Origin of the sequence: Marinobacterium aestuariivivens (assembly GCF_042661465.1) — a bacterium.
GTDB classification, from domain to species: Bacteria; Pseudomonadota; Gammaproteobacteria; order Pseudomonadales; family Balneatricaceae; genus Marinobacterium_A; species Marinobacterium_A aestuariivivens.
Genome location: NZ_JBHSWE010000001.1, coordinates 1,699,739 through 1,714,422 on the forward strand (window position 1 = coordinate 1,699,739; position 14,684 = coordinate 1,714,422).

Annotated in this window: 16 protein-coding genes and 3 pseudogenes; 3 read left to right on the forward strand and 16 right to left on the reverse strand. The window is 64.9% G+C overall.

Annotation, left to right across the window (positions count from 1 at the left end; translation table 11 throughout):
- Window positions 1-5: 5 nt before the first annotated feature.
- Window positions 6-769, reverse strand: a pseudogene (gene pomA / locus ACFQDL_RS08915) (flagellar motor protein PomA).
- 158 nt (window positions 770-927) lie between these two features.
- On the opposite strand from pomA, the gene ACFQDL_RS08920 reads away from it, so the two are divergent.
- The 3 genes and pseudogenes from ACFQDL_RS08920 to dxs all read left to right on the forward strand — a co-directional run bounded on the left by ACFQDL_RS08920 (window position 928) and on the right by dxs (window position 3,841).
- On the forward strand, window positions 928-1,170 hold the full coding sequence (locus ACFQDL_RS08920) for an exodeoxyribonuclease VII small subunit (RefSeq protein ID WP_379908695.1): 243 nt from the start codon (window positions 928-930) through the stop codon (window positions 1,168-1,170).
- A gap of 3 nt (window positions 1,171-1,173) precedes the next feature.
- The gene (locus tag ACFQDL_RS08925; RefSeq protein ID WP_379908696.1) at window positions 1,174-2,058 is read left to right on the forward strand and encodes a polyprenyl synthetase family protein; all 885 of its coding nucleotides are present in this window, start codon (window positions 1,174-1,176) and stop codon (window positions 2,056-2,058) included.
- Window positions 2,058-3,841, forward strand: a pseudogene (gene dxs / locus ACFQDL_RS08930) (1-deoxy-D-xylulose-5-phosphate synthase). Before ACFQDL_RS08925 ends, dxs begins: the two are co-directional and overlap by 1 nt.
- A gap of 147 nt (window positions 3,842-3,988) precedes the next feature.
- On the opposite strand, the gene ribA reads toward dxs, so the two are convergent.
- From ribA to glyA, 15 genes and pseudogenes are all read right to left on the reverse strand, one after another.
- Complete coding sequence (gene ribA, locus ACFQDL_RS08935) at window positions 3,989-4,600, reverse strand: GTP cyclohydrolase II (protein ID WP_379908697.1); 612 nt, start codon at window positions 4,598-4,600, stop codon at window positions 3,989-3,991.
- Window positions 4,601-4,699: 99 nt separating this feature from the next.
- Window positions 4,700-6,064 carry an ATP-binding protein gene (locus tag ACFQDL_RS08940; RefSeq protein WP_379908698.1) on the reverse strand — a complete coding sequence of 455 codons (1,365 nt, stop codon included), beginning with the start codon at window positions 6,062-6,064 and terminating at the stop codon, window positions 4,700-4,702.
- Window positions 6,065-6,158: 94 nt separating this feature from the next.
- Entirely contained in the window at window positions 6,159-6,821 is a 663-nt protein-coding gene (locus ACFQDL_RS08945) for a response regulator transcription factor (protein ID WP_379908699.1), read from the reverse strand.
- A gap of 16 nt (window positions 6,822-6,837) precedes the next feature.
- The gene (locus ACFQDL_RS08950) at window positions 6,838-7,146 is read right to left on the reverse strand and encodes a PepSY domain-containing protein (protein WP_379908700.1); all 309 of its coding nucleotides are present in this window, start codon (window positions 7,144-7,146) and stop codon (window positions 6,838-6,840) included.
- Between the two features lie 245 nt (window positions 7,147-7,391).
- Window positions 7,392-7,868 carry a phosphatidylglycerophosphatase A family protein gene (locus tag ACFQDL_RS08955; RefSeq protein WP_379908701.1) on the reverse strand — a complete coding sequence of 159 codons (477 nt, stop codon included), beginning with the start codon at window positions 7,866-7,868 and terminating at the stop codon, window positions 7,392-7,394.
- The gene (locus ACFQDL_RS08960) at window positions 7,868-8,212 is read right to left on the reverse strand and encodes a thiamine-phosphate kinase (protein WP_379908702.1); all 345 of its coding nucleotides are present in this window, start codon (window positions 8,210-8,212) and stop codon (window positions 7,868-7,870) included. The genes ACFQDL_RS08955 and ACFQDL_RS08960 overlap by 1 nt, the downstream gene beginning before the upstream one ends.
- A gap of 41 nt (window positions 8,213-8,253) precedes the next feature.
- A complete protein-coding gene (locus tag ACFQDL_RS08965) occupies window positions 8,254-8,730 on the reverse strand; it encodes a thiamine-phosphate kinase (RefSeq protein WP_379908703.1) in 477 nt (158 codons plus the stop codon).
- Window positions 8,628-8,840, reverse strand: coding sequence for a hypothetical protein (locus tag ACFQDL_RS08970; RefSeq protein WP_379908704.1), 213 nt, complete (start codon window positions 8,838-8,840; stop codon window positions 8,628-8,630). Before ACFQDL_RS08970 ends, ACFQDL_RS08965 begins: the two co-directional genes overlap by 103 nt.
- A gap of 2 nt (window positions 8,841-8,842) precedes the next feature.
- The gene (nusB, locus tag ACFQDL_RS08975; RefSeq protein ID WP_379908705.1) at window positions 8,843-9,310 is read right to left on the reverse strand and encodes a transcription antitermination factor NusB; all 468 of its coding nucleotides are present in this window, start codon (window positions 9,308-9,310) and stop codon (window positions 8,843-8,845) included.
- 4 nt (window positions 9,311-9,314) lie between these two features.
- The gene (ribH, locus tag ACFQDL_RS08980; RefSeq protein WP_379908706.1) at window positions 9,315-9,788 is read right to left on the reverse strand and encodes a 6,7-dimethyl-8-ribityllumazine synthase; all 474 of its coding nucleotides are present in this window, start codon (window positions 9,786-9,788) and stop codon (window positions 9,315-9,317) included.
- A gap of 12 nt (window positions 9,789-9,800) precedes the next feature.
- Window positions 9,801-10,916, reverse strand: coding sequence for a bifunctional 3,4-dihydroxy-2-butanone-4-phosphate synthase/GTP cyclohydrolase II (gene ribBA / locus ACFQDL_RS08985; protein WP_379908707.1), 1,116 nt, complete (start codon window positions 10,914-10,916; stop codon window positions 9,801-9,803).
- A 32-nt stretch (window positions 10,917-10,948) separates the two neighbouring features.
- Window positions 10,949-11,620: a riboflavin synthase gene (locus ACFQDL_RS08990; protein ID WP_379908708.1), complete on the reverse strand. Its 672-nt coding sequence runs from the start codon at window positions 11,618-11,620 to the stop codon at window positions 10,949-10,951.
- A pseudogene (ribD, locus tag ACFQDL_RS08995) lies at window positions 11,621-12,758 on the reverse strand (bifunctional diaminohydroxyphosphoribosylaminopyrimidine deaminase/5-amino-6-(5-phosphoribosylamino)uracil reductase RibD).
- On the reverse strand, window positions 12,755-13,231 hold the full coding sequence (nrdR, locus tag ACFQDL_RS09000) for a transcriptional regulator NrdR (protein ID WP_379908709.1): 477 nt from the start codon (window positions 13,229-13,231) through the stop codon (window positions 12,755-12,757). Before nrdR ends, ribD begins: the two are co-directional and overlap by 4 nt.
- Window positions 13,232-13,373: 142 nt before the next feature.
- The gene (glyA, locus tag ACFQDL_RS09005; protein WP_379908710.1) at window positions 13,374-14,630 is read right to left on the reverse strand and encodes a serine hydroxymethyltransferase; all 1,257 of its coding nucleotides are present in this window, start codon (window positions 14,628-14,630) and stop codon (window positions 13,374-13,376) included.
- Window positions 14,631-14,684: the final 54 nt, after the last annotated feature.

The following is a 14,684-nucleotide window of genomic DNA, read 5'->3' on the forward strand; positions in this document are numbered from 1 at the left end:
TGAAATCAGGCGGCGGCTTCTTCGACCGAGCGTTTCTTCTCGGGCAGGTAGTTGCGTAGCATCTGCTCGATCACCCGCGGGTTCTGACCCGCCTGGATCGCCAGCAGGCCATCGATCACCAGCGCCTGGTTCAAGGACTCCTGGTCCCTGCGCACCGCGAGCTTGTCGGCAATGGGGATCGCGATCATGTTGGCGATCATGGCGCCATAGAGGGTGGTCAGCAACGCCACCGCCATCGCCGGGCCAATCGACTTCGGATCGCTCATGTTCGACAGCATCTGCACCAGCCCCACAAGGGTGCCGATCATGCCCATGGCCGGCGCCACGTCGCCCATCGCACGGAAGATGCTGCTGCCAAATTCGTGTCTCTCGGACGTCAGGCGCTGTTCCTTGTTCAGCAGCATCCTGACCACCTGGGGATCATGCCCGTCCACCAGCAGCTGAATTCCGCGCTGCATGAAAGCGTTCGCGACCTCCTTTTCCTCCAGCGACAGCAGACCGCCCTTGCGCGCCGCATCGGCCAGCTCCACGGTCTCGCCGATGATCTCTTCGGGGTGCTGGGTCTTAAACATGAAGGCCTTGGCGGCGATCTTGCCGGCGGCCAGAAACTGCGGCAGCGTATACTTCATCAGCACCACCAGCAGGGTACCGCCCACGACAATCAGCAGTGACGGGGGTTGACGAAAATGCCGACATCGCCGCCGAGCACCATCGCGGCAATGATGATGCCCATCGAACCGATCAGACCGACAAGCGTTGCGATATCCACAGATTTCTCCTTAAAAGCGAACAGGCGTATTATCGGCTAGCACGGATGATACCAGAATTAGACCAAGGCACACCTGCCTGCACGCCGGCTTTTGGCCTCATTGACCCTGTTGGCGCCGTCTAGTACTTTTTACGCCTCATTGACCACAGGTGGAACCGATGGCCCGCACGAAAAAGACCCCTGACTTCGAAGCTTCGCTGAGCGAGCTGGAACAGCTCGTCAACCGGATGGAGCAGGGAGACATGCCGCTGGCGGACGCCCTCCAGGCCTTCGAGCAGGGCATTGCCCTGACCCGCGAATGCCAGGCGATTCTGGACCAGGCGGAGCAGAAGGTCAGGATGCTGGTCGAAAAGGACGGCGAGCTGCAGACGGTGCCTTTTCACGAGCCCGAGGACAGCTGAGCCGTGACCCTGAACACACAGCTGCAGGAGTACGCCCTGCGGGTCGAGTCCGCGCTGGACGCCCGGCTGCAACACCGCAGTATAGAACCACGCCTGCAGGAGGCGATGCAGTATGCGCTGTTCAACGGCGGCAAACGCATCCGCCCCTGCCTGGTCTATCTGAGCAACCAGCTGCTGGGGGGCGATGTCCGGAACGCAGACCCGGCCGCCTGCGCCATCGAAGCCGTCCACAGCTACTCCCTGGTCCATGACGACCTGCCGGCGATGGACGACGACGACCTGCGTCGCGGCAAGCCGACCTGCCATATCGCCTTCGACGAGGCCACCGCCATTCTGGCCGGCGATGCACTGCAGTGCATCGCCTTCGAGTGGCTCAGCGACGATGACAGCGGCCTCGAGGCGGCGCAGCGGCTGCAGATGGTCCGCACCCTTGCCCGCGCCGCCGGCGACAGGGGCATGGTCGCCGGACAGGCTTTCGACCTGGCCCATGTCGGCCGGCCCCTGACGCTGGAGCAACTGCAGCAGATGCACAGCCACAAGACCGGTGCCCTGCTGACGGCGGCGGTCGAACTCGGCGCACTCTCGGCCGGTATCGACAGTGGCGACGCCTGGCAGGCCCTGAAGCGCTATGGCGATGCCATTGGCCTGGCATTCCAGGTGCAGGACGACATTCTCGATATAGAAGGCGAAACGGTGACCCTGGGCAAGCCGCAGGGCTCCGACCTTGCGCAGAACAAGCCCACTTTTCCGGCCCTGCTGGGACTGACGCAGGCCAAGGCCAAGCTGCAGCACCTGCATCGGGAGGCCCTGGCCGCACTCGAACCTTTCGGAGCCGACGCCACCGCACTGCGTCAGCTCGCCGATTACATCGTCAGCCGGGACCACTGATGTTTCAGCAGATACCCCTTGAGCGGCCCGCGACGCCGCTGCTCGATCGCATCGAATCTCCGGCCGACCTGCGCACCCTCGAAGCCGGCCAACTGCCACAGCTGGCCGAACAGCTGCGCGCCTTTCTGCTTTACAGCGTCGGCCAGACCGGTGGACACTTCGGCGCCGGTCTCGGCGTGGTCGAACTGACCATCGCCCTGCACTACCGGCTGCAGACCCCGGACGATCACCTGATCTGGGATGTCGGCCACCAGTGCTATCCACACAAGATTCTCACCGGCCGGCGCGAACGGATGCTGAGCATGCGCCAGCAGCACGGCCTGTCGCCCTTCCCGAAGCGCGCCGAGAGTCGCTACGACGATTTCGGTACCGGCCATTCCAGCACCTCGATCAGCGCCGCCCTGGGGATGGCGCTGGCGGACCGGTTGCAGGGGCGCAAGCGCCGTTCGGTGGCGGTGATCGGCGATGGCGCCATGACCGCCGGCATGGCCTTCGAAGCGCTGAACCACGCCGGCCACACCGGCGCGGACCTGCTGGTGATCCTCAATGACAATGACATGTCGATCTCCCACAACGAAGGGGGCTGGCGACCTATCTGGCGAAGAACCTCAAGAGCCGCACCGACCGCGAAGTGGCCGCACCGCTGTTCGAGGCGCTGGAGTTTGCCTATACCGGCCCCGTCGACGGTCATGATTTCACCCAGCTGCTGCCGGCCCTGGAACGGGTACTGAACGCGCCCGGCCCGCAGTTTCTGCATATCGTCACCCGCAAGGGCAAGGGCTTCGCCCCGGCCGAGGCCGATCCGGTCGGGTACCATGCGATCACCAAGATCGAGCCGGTGGCCAGGTCCAGGCCTGCGCCTGCGGCTAAACGAAAGTTCGCCAATATCTTCGGTCGCTGGCTCTGCGATCTCGCCAGCCACGACACTCGCCTGGTCGGCATCACTCCGGCGATGCGCGAAGGCTCGGACCTGGTCGCCTTTTCCGAACGTTTCCCCGAGCGCTATTTCGATGTCGCCATCGCCGAGCAGCATGCACTGACGCTGGCCGCGGGCCTGGCCTGCGGCGGAATGAAACCGGTGGTGGCGATCTACTCGACCTTCCTGCAACGGGCCTACGACCAGTTGGTGCACGATATCGCCATCCAGCAGCTCGACGTGCTGCTGGCGGTCGACCGCGCCGGTCTCGTCGGCGAGGACGGCGCCACCCATGCCGGCGTCTTCGATATCGCGCTGCTGCGTACCCTGCCCGGCATGCTGATCATGACCCCGGCGGACGAGCCGGAGCTGCGGGCGCTGCTGCAGACCGGCTACGCGCATCCGGGACCGGCCGCGGTGCGCTATCCGCGCGGCGGGGGCCCCGGCCTGCCCGAAGGCGAGACGCTGGAGACGGTGGCGGTCGGTCGCAGCCGCACCCTGCGCGAAGGCGCGCGGGCCGCGCTGCTGAATTTCGGACCGCTGCTGCCCTGTGCACGGGAAGTCGCCGAAGCATTGGACCTTACGCTGGTCGATATGCGTTTCGTCAAGCCGCTGGACGAAGACCGGATCAGGGAACTGGCCGCCAGCCATGAGCTGCTGGTGACGCTGGAGGATCATGCGGTGGAGGGCGGCGCCGGCTCCGCAGTCGCCGAGTGCCTGCAGGCCGGGCGCCTGCACACCGAGCTGCTCTGCCTCGGCATCCCCGATCGCTGGATCGAGCACGGCACCCGCGCCCAACAGCTCGAGGACTGCGGCCTAGGCGCCGCTCAGATCAAAGCCGCCATCGAGGCCCGATGGAATAGGTAAAACCGTAGCCTGGAATGAGCCTAAGGCGAACTCCGGGATTCGCATGTCGGAATCGACGCATACCGAACCGCCCGGGCGTCGTCGACGTCAAATTGCCGGCGCGTTGCGCCGGCTGTCGGAATTCGCCCCTTCGGGGCTCATTCCAACCTACTCTTCTTCGCGGAAATGGTGCTCGGTCATCATGTGCCCGAGCTTGCCCATCTTGGTGGCGAGATACTGTTCGTTATGGCGGTTCTTGCCGACCTGCAGCGGCACCCGCTCGGCCACCGCGACGCCATACTGCTCCAGCGCCTTGACCTTGCGCGGATTGTTGGTCATCAGACGCACCTGCTTGATGCCAAGGTGCTCGAGCATCGGCAGGCACATGCTGTAGTCGCGCATGTCGGCGGCAAAGCCCAGCTGCTCGTTGGCTTCGACGGTATCGGCACCGCCATCCTGCAGGTGGTAGGCCCGGATCTTGTTCAGCAGGCCGATGCCACGGCCTTCCTGGCGCAGATAGAGCAGCACGCCGCTGCCGTTCTCGCTGATGCGCTTGAGCGCTTCCTGCAACTGGAAGCCGCAGTCGCAGCGCAGGCTGAACAGCGCATCGCCGGTCAGGCACTCGGAATGCACCCGTGCCAGCACGGGGCTGTCCCCCGCGACCTCGCCAAACACCAGGGCGACATGCTCCTTGCCGCTGGTTTCATCCTCGAACCCGACCATGGTAAAGGTACCCCAGGGGGTAGGCAGCTTGGACGACGCTACATATTTGACAGACACTGATCCGATCCTCAACGCACGAAGGCGAGCATTTTACCAGCCGCCCCCGCCCCGTGCGAGCTTCGGCAATCTCTGGTAAATGGTGGCATTGATGTGCTTTTACAAGGGGCCAGCACCCGCTGTCAGCTCCAGCCCGGGGCGAAGCGGCAGCAGCACCCGCACTTCGAGGCCGCCTCCGGCAGCCTCTCCCAGCTCCAGCCGCCCCTCGTACTGGCGCACGATTTCGCTGACGATGCTCATGCCCAGTCCATGCCCGGCGCGGGACTCGTCGAGCCGGGCTCCCCGCTCGAGCAGGCCCTCGCGCTGTTCCGGAGGAATCCCGGGCCCATCGTCTTCGACGCGCAATTCCAGACAATGTTCATCCATGGCCCCGCTGACGCCGACCCGGTGCCGCGCCCATTTGCAGGCATTGTCGAGCAGGTTGCCGAGCAGCTCGACCAGGTCGTCACGCTCCCCGGGAAAGAAGCTGCCCGCCGAGACCGTGGTTTCGATCTCGATATCCCGCTCGCGGTAGATCGCCCGCAGCGTGCGTACGAGCTTCTCGATCTCCTGTTGCAGGTAGATGCGCTGCCCCGGCAGGGCGGCACCGGCGATCCGGGCGCGGCGCAGTTCCCGCTCCATCAGTTCGCGCAGACGCCGGGACTGCTCGCGCAGCGGCGCGGCCTGCTCCGGCGCGGTCTGCGCCAGGGTTTCGATCTGACGGTCCAGCACCGTGAGCGGCGTCTTGGCGGCATGGGCCAGGTTGCCGAGCGCATTGCGCGAACGGGTCAGACGCATCTCCATGCTTTGCACCAGGTAGTTGATCTCGGTCACCAGCGGCTCGACCTCGGCGGTGTCCGCCTTCGGCAGCTGACGGATGTCCCCCTGCTTGAGACGGTTGAGCTGACCGCCGACCCGCACCAGCGAGCGCAGGCCATTGCGGATCACCAGCATCTGGGCCAGCAACAGGCCGCCAAGAAAGAGCGCCACCACCGCCATCATGGTCCAGCGCAGTCGCGCCAGGCCCGCCTCTATATGACTGACATCGGCGGCCAGCAGCAGTCGCAACGGGCGACCGTCCTTGGTGAAGCGTTCCTCCCGTACCAGCCAGGGCTTGTCATGCTTGTAGACCAGCCGCAACCCCTGCTCGTCGAGGGCCTTGCCGCCCACCAGCGGAATGGATTCGTCCCAGAGCGAACGGGAGTGGTACCAGGCCGGATCCTGGCCTACCTGGAACTGGAAATAGTGCCCCGACATCGGCTGTTCGTAGACCGGCGCGACGTACTGCGGATTGATGCGCCAGCCGCCGCTTTCGTCCATTTCGACCGATTTCAGCAGCACGTAGGCTTCGCTGCCGAGACTGGCGCTGACGAAATCGTAGGCGGTCTGACGCAGGAACCAGCTGTAGGAAACCCAGAGGGTCATGCAGAGCACCAGGGTAATGAGAACGAAGGCGCTGTTGAGGCGGTGCTGGATCGATTTCACGGCCGGAACACCCAGCTGCAGGAAACCCGGACGGTCACGCAGAGCACCAGGGTAATGAGAACGAAAGCACTGTTGAGGCGGTGCTGGATCGATTTCACGGCCGGAAAACGTAGCCCTGACCACGCCGCGTCTCGATACGGTCGTGGCCGACCTTCTTGCGCAGCATCTTGATATAGGCCTCGATGACGTTGCTGTCGTTCTCGACGCCATCGTCGTAAAGATGCTCCACCAGCTGCAGCTTCGACAATACCCTTCCGGGGTTGTGCATGAAATAGCGCAGCAGCCGGTATTCAGTGCCGGTCAGACTCACCGGTTCCGCTCCCTGCGGCACCACCGACTGGGTCTTCTCGTCGAGTCGCAGACCCGCGACCTCGAGGCCGACCGCGCCGGCCTGCTGATGCACCCGGCGCAACAACGCACTCATCCGCGCCAGCAGTTCCTCGGTATGGAAGGGTTTGCAGAGATAATCGTCGGCGCCGGCCTCGAAGCCGTCGACCCGCTCCTGCCAGGCCGAGCGCGCGGTCAGGATCAGCACCGGCAGCGCATTGTGACGCTTGCGCCAGTGCTGCAGCACCTCGAGCCCGGGCCGCTGCGGCAGCCCCAGATCCAGCACGGCCAGGTCATAGATATCCTCGTAGCCGGCGGCTTCGGCATCGATACCGTTGTCGACCAGATCGACCGCATAGCCGCTGCGCGCCAGTTCCGCTTTAAGCTCCGGCCCCAGTACCGGATCGTCCTCCACCAGCAGCACACGCATCCTTTTCGAGCCTCCGTCAGAAATCGACCAGCACACCGGTGCGCGCATCGACATAGAGCATGCGCACCACGCCGTCGATGCCGGCCACTTCGAGTTCGTAGATATAGTCGTCATCCGACTGCAGCAGCACACTGTCGAGCAACTGACCGCCGGACAGCGCCTCGACCCGGGCCATCAGCTCCATCATCGAGAGGATAGCCCCGGCCTCCACCAGTTGGCGGCAGCGCTCGAGCGACAGCTGCGTCATGCCCTCTGCACCGGCGCCGATGGCCAGCGCCCGGCCGGCGAACAGGCAGGTCAGCAACAAAAGGGTCGTTCGCTTCATGGTTCCTCCAGACACCGTAGGATGGGGCAAGCGATGCTGTGCACGACCTTCCTGTTACCTCGCGACCCGGGCATCGCGGCCCCATCATGTCTGTCGACATGCAGATCGATTGCTCTCGGTGCATACGACTGTCGGGTCCGCTTCTTCGTCGCTTGACCCAACCTACAGGTTATCCATCCGCACTTTCGCGAAATACGGCTACAGGCATCAGCCTATCCCGCCAGTCTGAAACCGGGCTGAAACGGTCAGCCGGCGAGATAAACCAGCAGTTGCAGCACCAGCCATGCATAGAGGCCGGCCAGGATATCGTCGAGCATGATGCCGAAACCGCCGGATACTCGCCGGTCCGCCAACCGCACCGGCCAGGGCTTCCAGATATCGAAGAGCCGGAACAGCGCGAAGCCGGCCACTATCCAGTACCACTGCAACGGCACCGCCAGCATGGTGATCCAGAAACCGACGAACTCGTCCCAGACGATGCCCGGATGATCGTGCACGCCCAGATCCCGGGCCGTGCGGTCACAGAGGAAAATACCCAGCGCCGTGGCCAGTACCAGCACCAGCAGATAAACCGGCAACGACAGCGGCGCCAGCAGCAGATAGAGCGGGACAGCAGCCAGGGTACCAAAGGTGCCCGGCGCCTTCGGGGCGAGGCCGCTGCCGAACCCGAAGGCCAGCAGATGAATCGGGTTGCGCAGTACCTGCGCGGCCAGCCTTTGCATCAGGATTCCTTGTCATCGCCACCGGCGAAATGGTTGTAGCCGGCCTCGGGCAGTTCAAGGCGCCGTCCGCCATCTTCGAGTTGCAGACCGGCAGCCGCGGGCAGCACCTCGCCGACGCAGGTCACCGCCACGCCGTGGCCCCGCAGCGCCTCCGCCAGAGCCTCCCAGCGGCTTTGCGGCACGGTGAAGCAGAGTTCGTAGTCCTCGCCACCCCCCAACGCCCAGTCCCGCGCCTGTTCGAGACCGCAGTAGTCGATCAGCGCCGGCGACAGCGGCAGACGCTGCCGCTCGACCCGCGCGCCGACGCCACTGGCTTCGAGAACATGGCCGAGATCCGCCAGCAACCCATCGGAAATATCGATGCAGGCGCTGGCGTAACCGGCAATCAGCTGGCCGGTGGCCAGCCGTGGCCGGGGGCGAAGAAGCGTTCGAGCAGATGATCGTCGATACCCTCGACAGGCTTGAGCAGACACTCGAGTCCGCCGCGGCTGTCACCCAGGGTGCCGGTGACGCAGATGCGGTCGCCGACCGCCGCGCCGCGCCGGTGCAGCCCCTTGCCTGCCGGGACCCAGCCGTGGGCCTGGACGCTCAGCGTCAGCGGGCCGCGGGTGGTGTCGCCGCCGATCAGGCGGATGCCGAAGGTACGCGCGCTGCGCCCGAGCTGTTCGGCGAAGGGCGCCAGCCAGGCCTCGTCGGCAGCCGGCAGTGTCAGCGCCAGGGTGAACCAGGCCGGCGTGGCGCCCATCGCCGCCAGATCGCTCACCGCCGCCCCCAGCACCCGGCTGGCGATGCGCCCCGGTGCGGTGCCCGGCAGGAAATGGGTGCCCTCGACCAGGGTATCGATCGAGACCACCAGGTCCATGCCGGGGGCACCCGCAACTGGGCGCAGTCGTCGCCGATGCCGAGGACGATGCTGTCGTCGGCTTCGGTCAGGGCGCTGAAATAGCGGCCGATCAGCGAGAACTCGTCCAAGGTCAGCCTTTCCTGGCGCGAATCTCGGCGTAGCGCACGCGCTGGGCGAGCTTGTCGAGCACGCCGTTGACGTAGCGGTGGCTTTCGGTCGCACCGAACACCTTGGCCAGTTCGACGCTTTCGTTGATCGCCACCCGGTAGGGCACTTCGGGACGCTGCATCAGCTCGTAGGCGCCGATGCGCAGCACCGCCAGCTCGATCGGGTCCAGGTCCTCGACCGCCCGGTCCAGGTAGGGCGCGAAGGCCGCGTCCAGTTCGCTCTTGCAGCGGGCGACACCGTGCAGCAGCTCGGAGAACATCTGCACGTCGGTATCGCGCATGTCGTTGTCGACGCGGAACTGGGCATCGATCTCGGTCAGCGGCTGGCCGGCGATCTGCCACTGGTAGATCGCCTGCAGCGCGAAGCTGCGGGCGGAGCGGCGCTTTTCGGTCAGCGACGGTTTCTTGCGCTTGTGGGGAGCCTCGGACACGCGCTTAACCCTCGAGCTGTCGCAGCAGGCTGACCATTTCCAGCGCCGACAGGGCCGCTTCCGCGCCCTTGTTGCCGGCCTTGGTGCCGGAGCGCTCGATCGCCTGCTCGATGCTGTTGACGGTGAGAATACCGTTGGCCACCGGGATGTCGTAGTCCATCGACACCTGGGCCACGCCCTTGGAGCTCTCGGCGGAGACGTACTCGAAATGCGGTGTGCCGCCCCGGATCACGGCGCCCAGGGCGATGATCGCATCGTCCTGCTTCTGCGCCGCGACGCGCTTGACCGCCAGCGGGATCTCGAATGCGCCCGGCACCCGCACCACGCGGATATCGCTTTCCTGAATGCCATGGCGCTTCAGGGTATCGATCGCGCCCTCGAGCAGGCTTTCGACGACAAACGCATTGAAACGGCCGACAACGATCGCGTACTTGCCGGCGCCGCTGACAAAGTCACCTTCATAAACAGTTACAGACATCTTGAGTCCCGATTAATCTTCGTAAGGGATGTATTCGTCGATCTCGAGGTCGAAACCGGAGATCGCGTTGAACTTCATCGGCGAGCTGAGCAGACGCATCTTGCCCACACCCAGATCGCGCAGTATCTGCGAGCCGGTACCCACGGTGAGGTAGGCGCCGGACGCGCTGACATTGACCTTGGATTTTTTCGGCCCCTGCAGCATCTGCTCCAGAGCATCGCCAAGGTCGATCTTGTTGGCCACATCGAGCAGCAGCACCACACCCTTGCCCTCCTCGGCCACCCGGCGCAGGGCGCGGCGCATGGTCCACTTGACGGTATCGCCGGGGTTGGCGCCGACCACGTCGCGCAGCACCTCGGTGCGGATGTGCACGCGCACCAGGGTCGGGTCTTCCTTGCTGATCTCGCCCTGGGTCAGGGCCAGATGGGTGCAGCCCTGGATCTCGTCACGGTAGGTAACATAGTTGAAATCGCCGAACTCCGTCGGCAGCACCCCTTCGCTCTCCCGTACCACCGTGTGCTCGTTGGTGGTGCGGTAGTGGATCAGGTCGGCGATGGTGCCGATCTTCAGGCCGTGCTTCTCGGCGAACTTCTCCAGATCCGGACGGCGCGCCATGGTCCCGTCCTCGTTCATGATCTCGACGATCACCGAGGCCGGGAACAGCCCGGCCAGGCGCGGCAGGTCACAGCCGGCTTCGGTATGCCCGGCACGGCTCAGTACACCGCCCGGCTGCGCCATCAGCGGGAAGATATGTCCCGGCTGGACGATGTCCTCGGGTTTGGCGTCGTGCTTGACCGCCACCCGCACGGTGTGGGCCCGGTCCGCCGCCGAGATGCCGGTGGTGACCCCTGTCGCCGCTTCGATCGACAGGGTGAAGTTGGTCGAGAACTGGGCGCCGTTGCTCTGTACCATCAGCGGCAGCTTGAGCTGCTCGCAGCGGCTGCGGGTCAGGGTCAGGCAGATCAGGCCGCGGGCATGGGTGGCCATGAAGTTGATGTCTTCGGCCCGCACCATCTCGGCGGCGATCACCAGGTCGCCCTCGTTTTCGCGATCCTCGTCGTCCATCAGGATGACCATCTTGCCCTGACGAATGTCCTCGATCAGTTCCTCGGTCGTATTCAGCTGCATCGATCTTTTCCTGTCTCGTTCTTTTTCAGCCGTTATCGGCGGCCGCCGAAACCGTATTCGGCCAGTTTATCCAGTGTCAGGCCACCCTGCTGCGGTTCAGCGGTCTCTCGCGGATCGAACTGCAGCAGACGCTCCAGGTAGCGGGCCACGATATCGATCTCGAGATGGACCCGGCTGCCCGGCCCATAGCCGGCAATGATGGTCTCGGCCGCGGTGTGCGGCACGATGTTCAATTCAAATTCACGCCCGTCGACGGCATTGACGGTCAGGCTCACGCCATCGACGGTGACCGACCCCTTGGCGGCAATATAGCGCGCCAGCGCCTGTGGCGCCCGGATCCTCAGCCGGATCGAGCGGGCATCGTCATTGCGCTCGACCAGCTCGCCGATGCCGTCGACATGGCCTGTGACGATATGACCGCCGAGCCGGCTGCTGGGCATCAGCGCCTTTTCCAGATTCACCGCTTCGCCGACGCCAAGGGTCTCGAAGCGGGTATGCGCCAGCGTCTCGCGTGACAGGTCGGCCCAGAAGCCGTCGCCGGTCAGCTCGACCACGGTCAGGCAGACGCCGTTGGTGGCGATACTGTCGCCAAGCTTCACGTCCGCGAGATCAAGGTCGCCGGTCTGCACACGGAGACGCATATCGCCCTGCTGCATTTCGATGGCCGCGACCCGGCCGACGGCTTCCACTATACCGGTAAACATTCAGTTCGGGTCCTTGTATCGGGGCTTCAGGTTCAGACGCAGATCATCGCCCAGTTGGCGCATCTCCGCCACCTCGAGGGGGATCTGCTGCGCCATGGCGTCGAACGGCAGCGCCAGCAGCGGCCGGCCGGACGACCCCAGAAGCTTGGGCGCCATGTAGACCACAAGCTCGTCGACCAGCCCCGCCGCGACGAAGGCACCGGCCAGGGTCGCACCGGTTTCCACCAGCAATTCGTTGCACTGCTCCGCCGCCAGCCAGGCCAGCAGCGCGGCGAGGTCGATCCTCCCCCGTTTTCCGGCAGCACCAGCAGCTCGGCCCCCGCCGCCCGGAGCGCGGAACTCTTTTCAGCATCGTCGCGACAGGTCACCACCAGGGTACGCCCGGGCTGCCTGAGTATGCGGGCCGCGACCGGCATTCTCAGCTGACTGTCGAGCACCAGTCGCAGCGGCTGCCGCTCGCCGACCGCCTGACACTCCTCGGCGCTGAAACCGGCTTCGGCCGGGCGCACTGTCAGTGACGAGTCATCGATCAGTATCGACTCCACACCGGTCAGGATCGCCGAGCTGCGGGCTCTCAGGCGCTGCACGTCGGCGCGCGCCGCGGGCCCCGTGATCCATTGCGATTCGCCGCTGGCCATCGCGGTGCGGCCATCCAGGCTCGAGGCCAGCTTGAGCCGCACCAGCGGACGGCCCGACTCCATGCGCCGGATGAATCCCGAATTGAGTTCTCTTGCCTGGGCTTCGAGCAGACCGCTTTCGGTCCCGATACCGGCCTCGCGCAGGCGCTGCAGCCCGCGACCGGCCACCTGGGATTCGGATCGACCATCGCCGCGACAACCCGGGCGACGCCGGCCTCGACCAGCGCATCGGCACAGGGTGGCGTGCGACCCTGGTGACTGCAGGGTTCCAGGGTGACATAGGCGGTGCAGCCACGCGCCCGTTCACCCGCCTGACGCAAGGCATTGACCTCGGCGTGACCCTTGCCGGCCCGGACATGGTAGCCCTCGCCGACGATCTCGCCGCCCTTCACCAGCACACAGCCGACCCGCGGATTGGGATCGGTGCTGTAGAGCCCCCGCCACGCCAGCCGGATCGCCCGCGCCATCAGCTCATGGTCATCGCGACTGAAACGGCTCATGCAGACTCCTCGCCGTTGTCACTCTGGGACGACAGCCGGTCGATCTCTTTCTTGAATTCATTGACGTCCTGAAAGCTGCGATAGACCGAGGCGAAGCGCACATAGGCCACCTGGTCGAGCTTGCGCAGCTCCGCCATCACGGTCTCGCCGACCAGACGCGACGGCACCTCGCGCTCGCCGGTGGCACGCAGACGCTGCTTGATGCGGTTGATGGCCGCCTCGATCGCCTCGATCCCGACCGGCCGCTTTTCCAGCGCCCGCTGCACGCCGGCCCGCAGCTTCTCTTCGTCGAAAGGCTGGCGCATGCCGTCGGTCTTGATGATCCGCGGCATCAGCAGCTCGGCCGCTTCGTAGGTGGTAAAGCGCTCATGGCAGCCGATGCATTCCCGCCTGCGCCGGACCTGCTGGCCTTCGGCGACCAGGCGGGAGTCCACCACCTTGGTTTCGTTGGCGCCGCAGAAGGGACAATGCATAGGAAACGATCCTGCCAGTAAAGAGCGTGAGGCTGCATACGAGGCGTATGCATGCCGTTGAAGTCTGAAACTGGGTGACGCGTAACGCGTAACCCATAATAAAAAGGGCGGCTACCTGAGCCGCCCGGGGATTCTAACCGATTTACTTGTAGACCGGAAAGCGTGCACAGATATCGAGCACCTTGGCCTTGACCGCCTCGATGGTCTGCTCATTGTCGATATCGTCGAGCACATCGCAGATCCAGTTGGCCAGATCGGTCACTTCGGCTTCCTTGAAGCCGCGACGGGTCACCGCCGGCGTGCCCAGGCGCAGGCCCGAGGTGACGAATGGCGAACGCGGATCGTTCGGTACGGCATTCTTGTTGACGGTGATGTTGGCACGGCCCAGCGCCGCATCCGCATCCTTGCCGGTGATGTCCTTCCTGATCAGGTCGACCAGGAAAAGATGGTCATCGGTGCCGCCGGAAACGATATCGATCCCGCGGTCGAGGAACACCTTGACCATCGCCTGGGCGTTTTTCACGACCTGCGCCTGGTATTCCTTCCACTCCGGCTCCAGCGCTTCCTTGAAGCAGACGGCCTTGGCCGCGATGATGTGCATCAGCGGGCCGCCCTGGGATTCCGGGAAGACGGCGAAATTCAGTTTCTTCTGCAGCTCCTCGTCGGCGCGGGCCGAAAGGATCAGGCCGCCGCGCGGACCGCCCAGGGTCTTGTGGGTGGTGGTGGTGACGACATCGGCAACACCCATTGGGCTCGGGTAGACGCCCGCCGCGACCAGACCGGCGATATGGGCCATATCGACGAACAGGTAGGCACCGACCTTGTCGGCGATATCGCGGAAGCGCTGCCAGTCGATGACGCGGGAGTAAGCCGAGAAGCCGGCGACGATCATCTTCGGCTTGTGCTCCAGGGCCAGACGCTCGACTTCATCGTAATCGATCTCGCCGGTTTCCGGGTTCAGGCCGTACTGCACCGCATTGTAGATGCGACCGGAGAAGGAGACCGCCGCACCGTGCGTCAGGTGACCGCCATGGGCCAGGCTCATGCCCAGCACGGTGTCGCCCGGCTTGCACAGCGCCATGTAGACGGCGGCGTTGGCCTGAGAGCCGGAGTGCGGCTGAACGTTGGCATAGGTGGCACCGAACAGCTGCTTGGCACGTTCGATGGCCAGTTCCTCGACGATATCGACATATTCGCAGCCGCCATAGTAGCGCTTGTGGGGGTAGCCCTCGGCGTACTTGTTGGTCAGACCGGAGCCCTGGGCTTCCATCACCCGCGGGCTGGTGTAGTTCTCGGACGCGATCAGTTCGATGTGTTCTTCCTGGCGGCGCTCTTCCGCCTGCATCGCGGCCCAGAGATCCGGATCGAATCCGGCGATGGTCATCTCTTTGCTAAACATACTGTCCCCCGTCGCATTGCAAAGATTTCGGCGCGGCGATAAATCCCGAATACC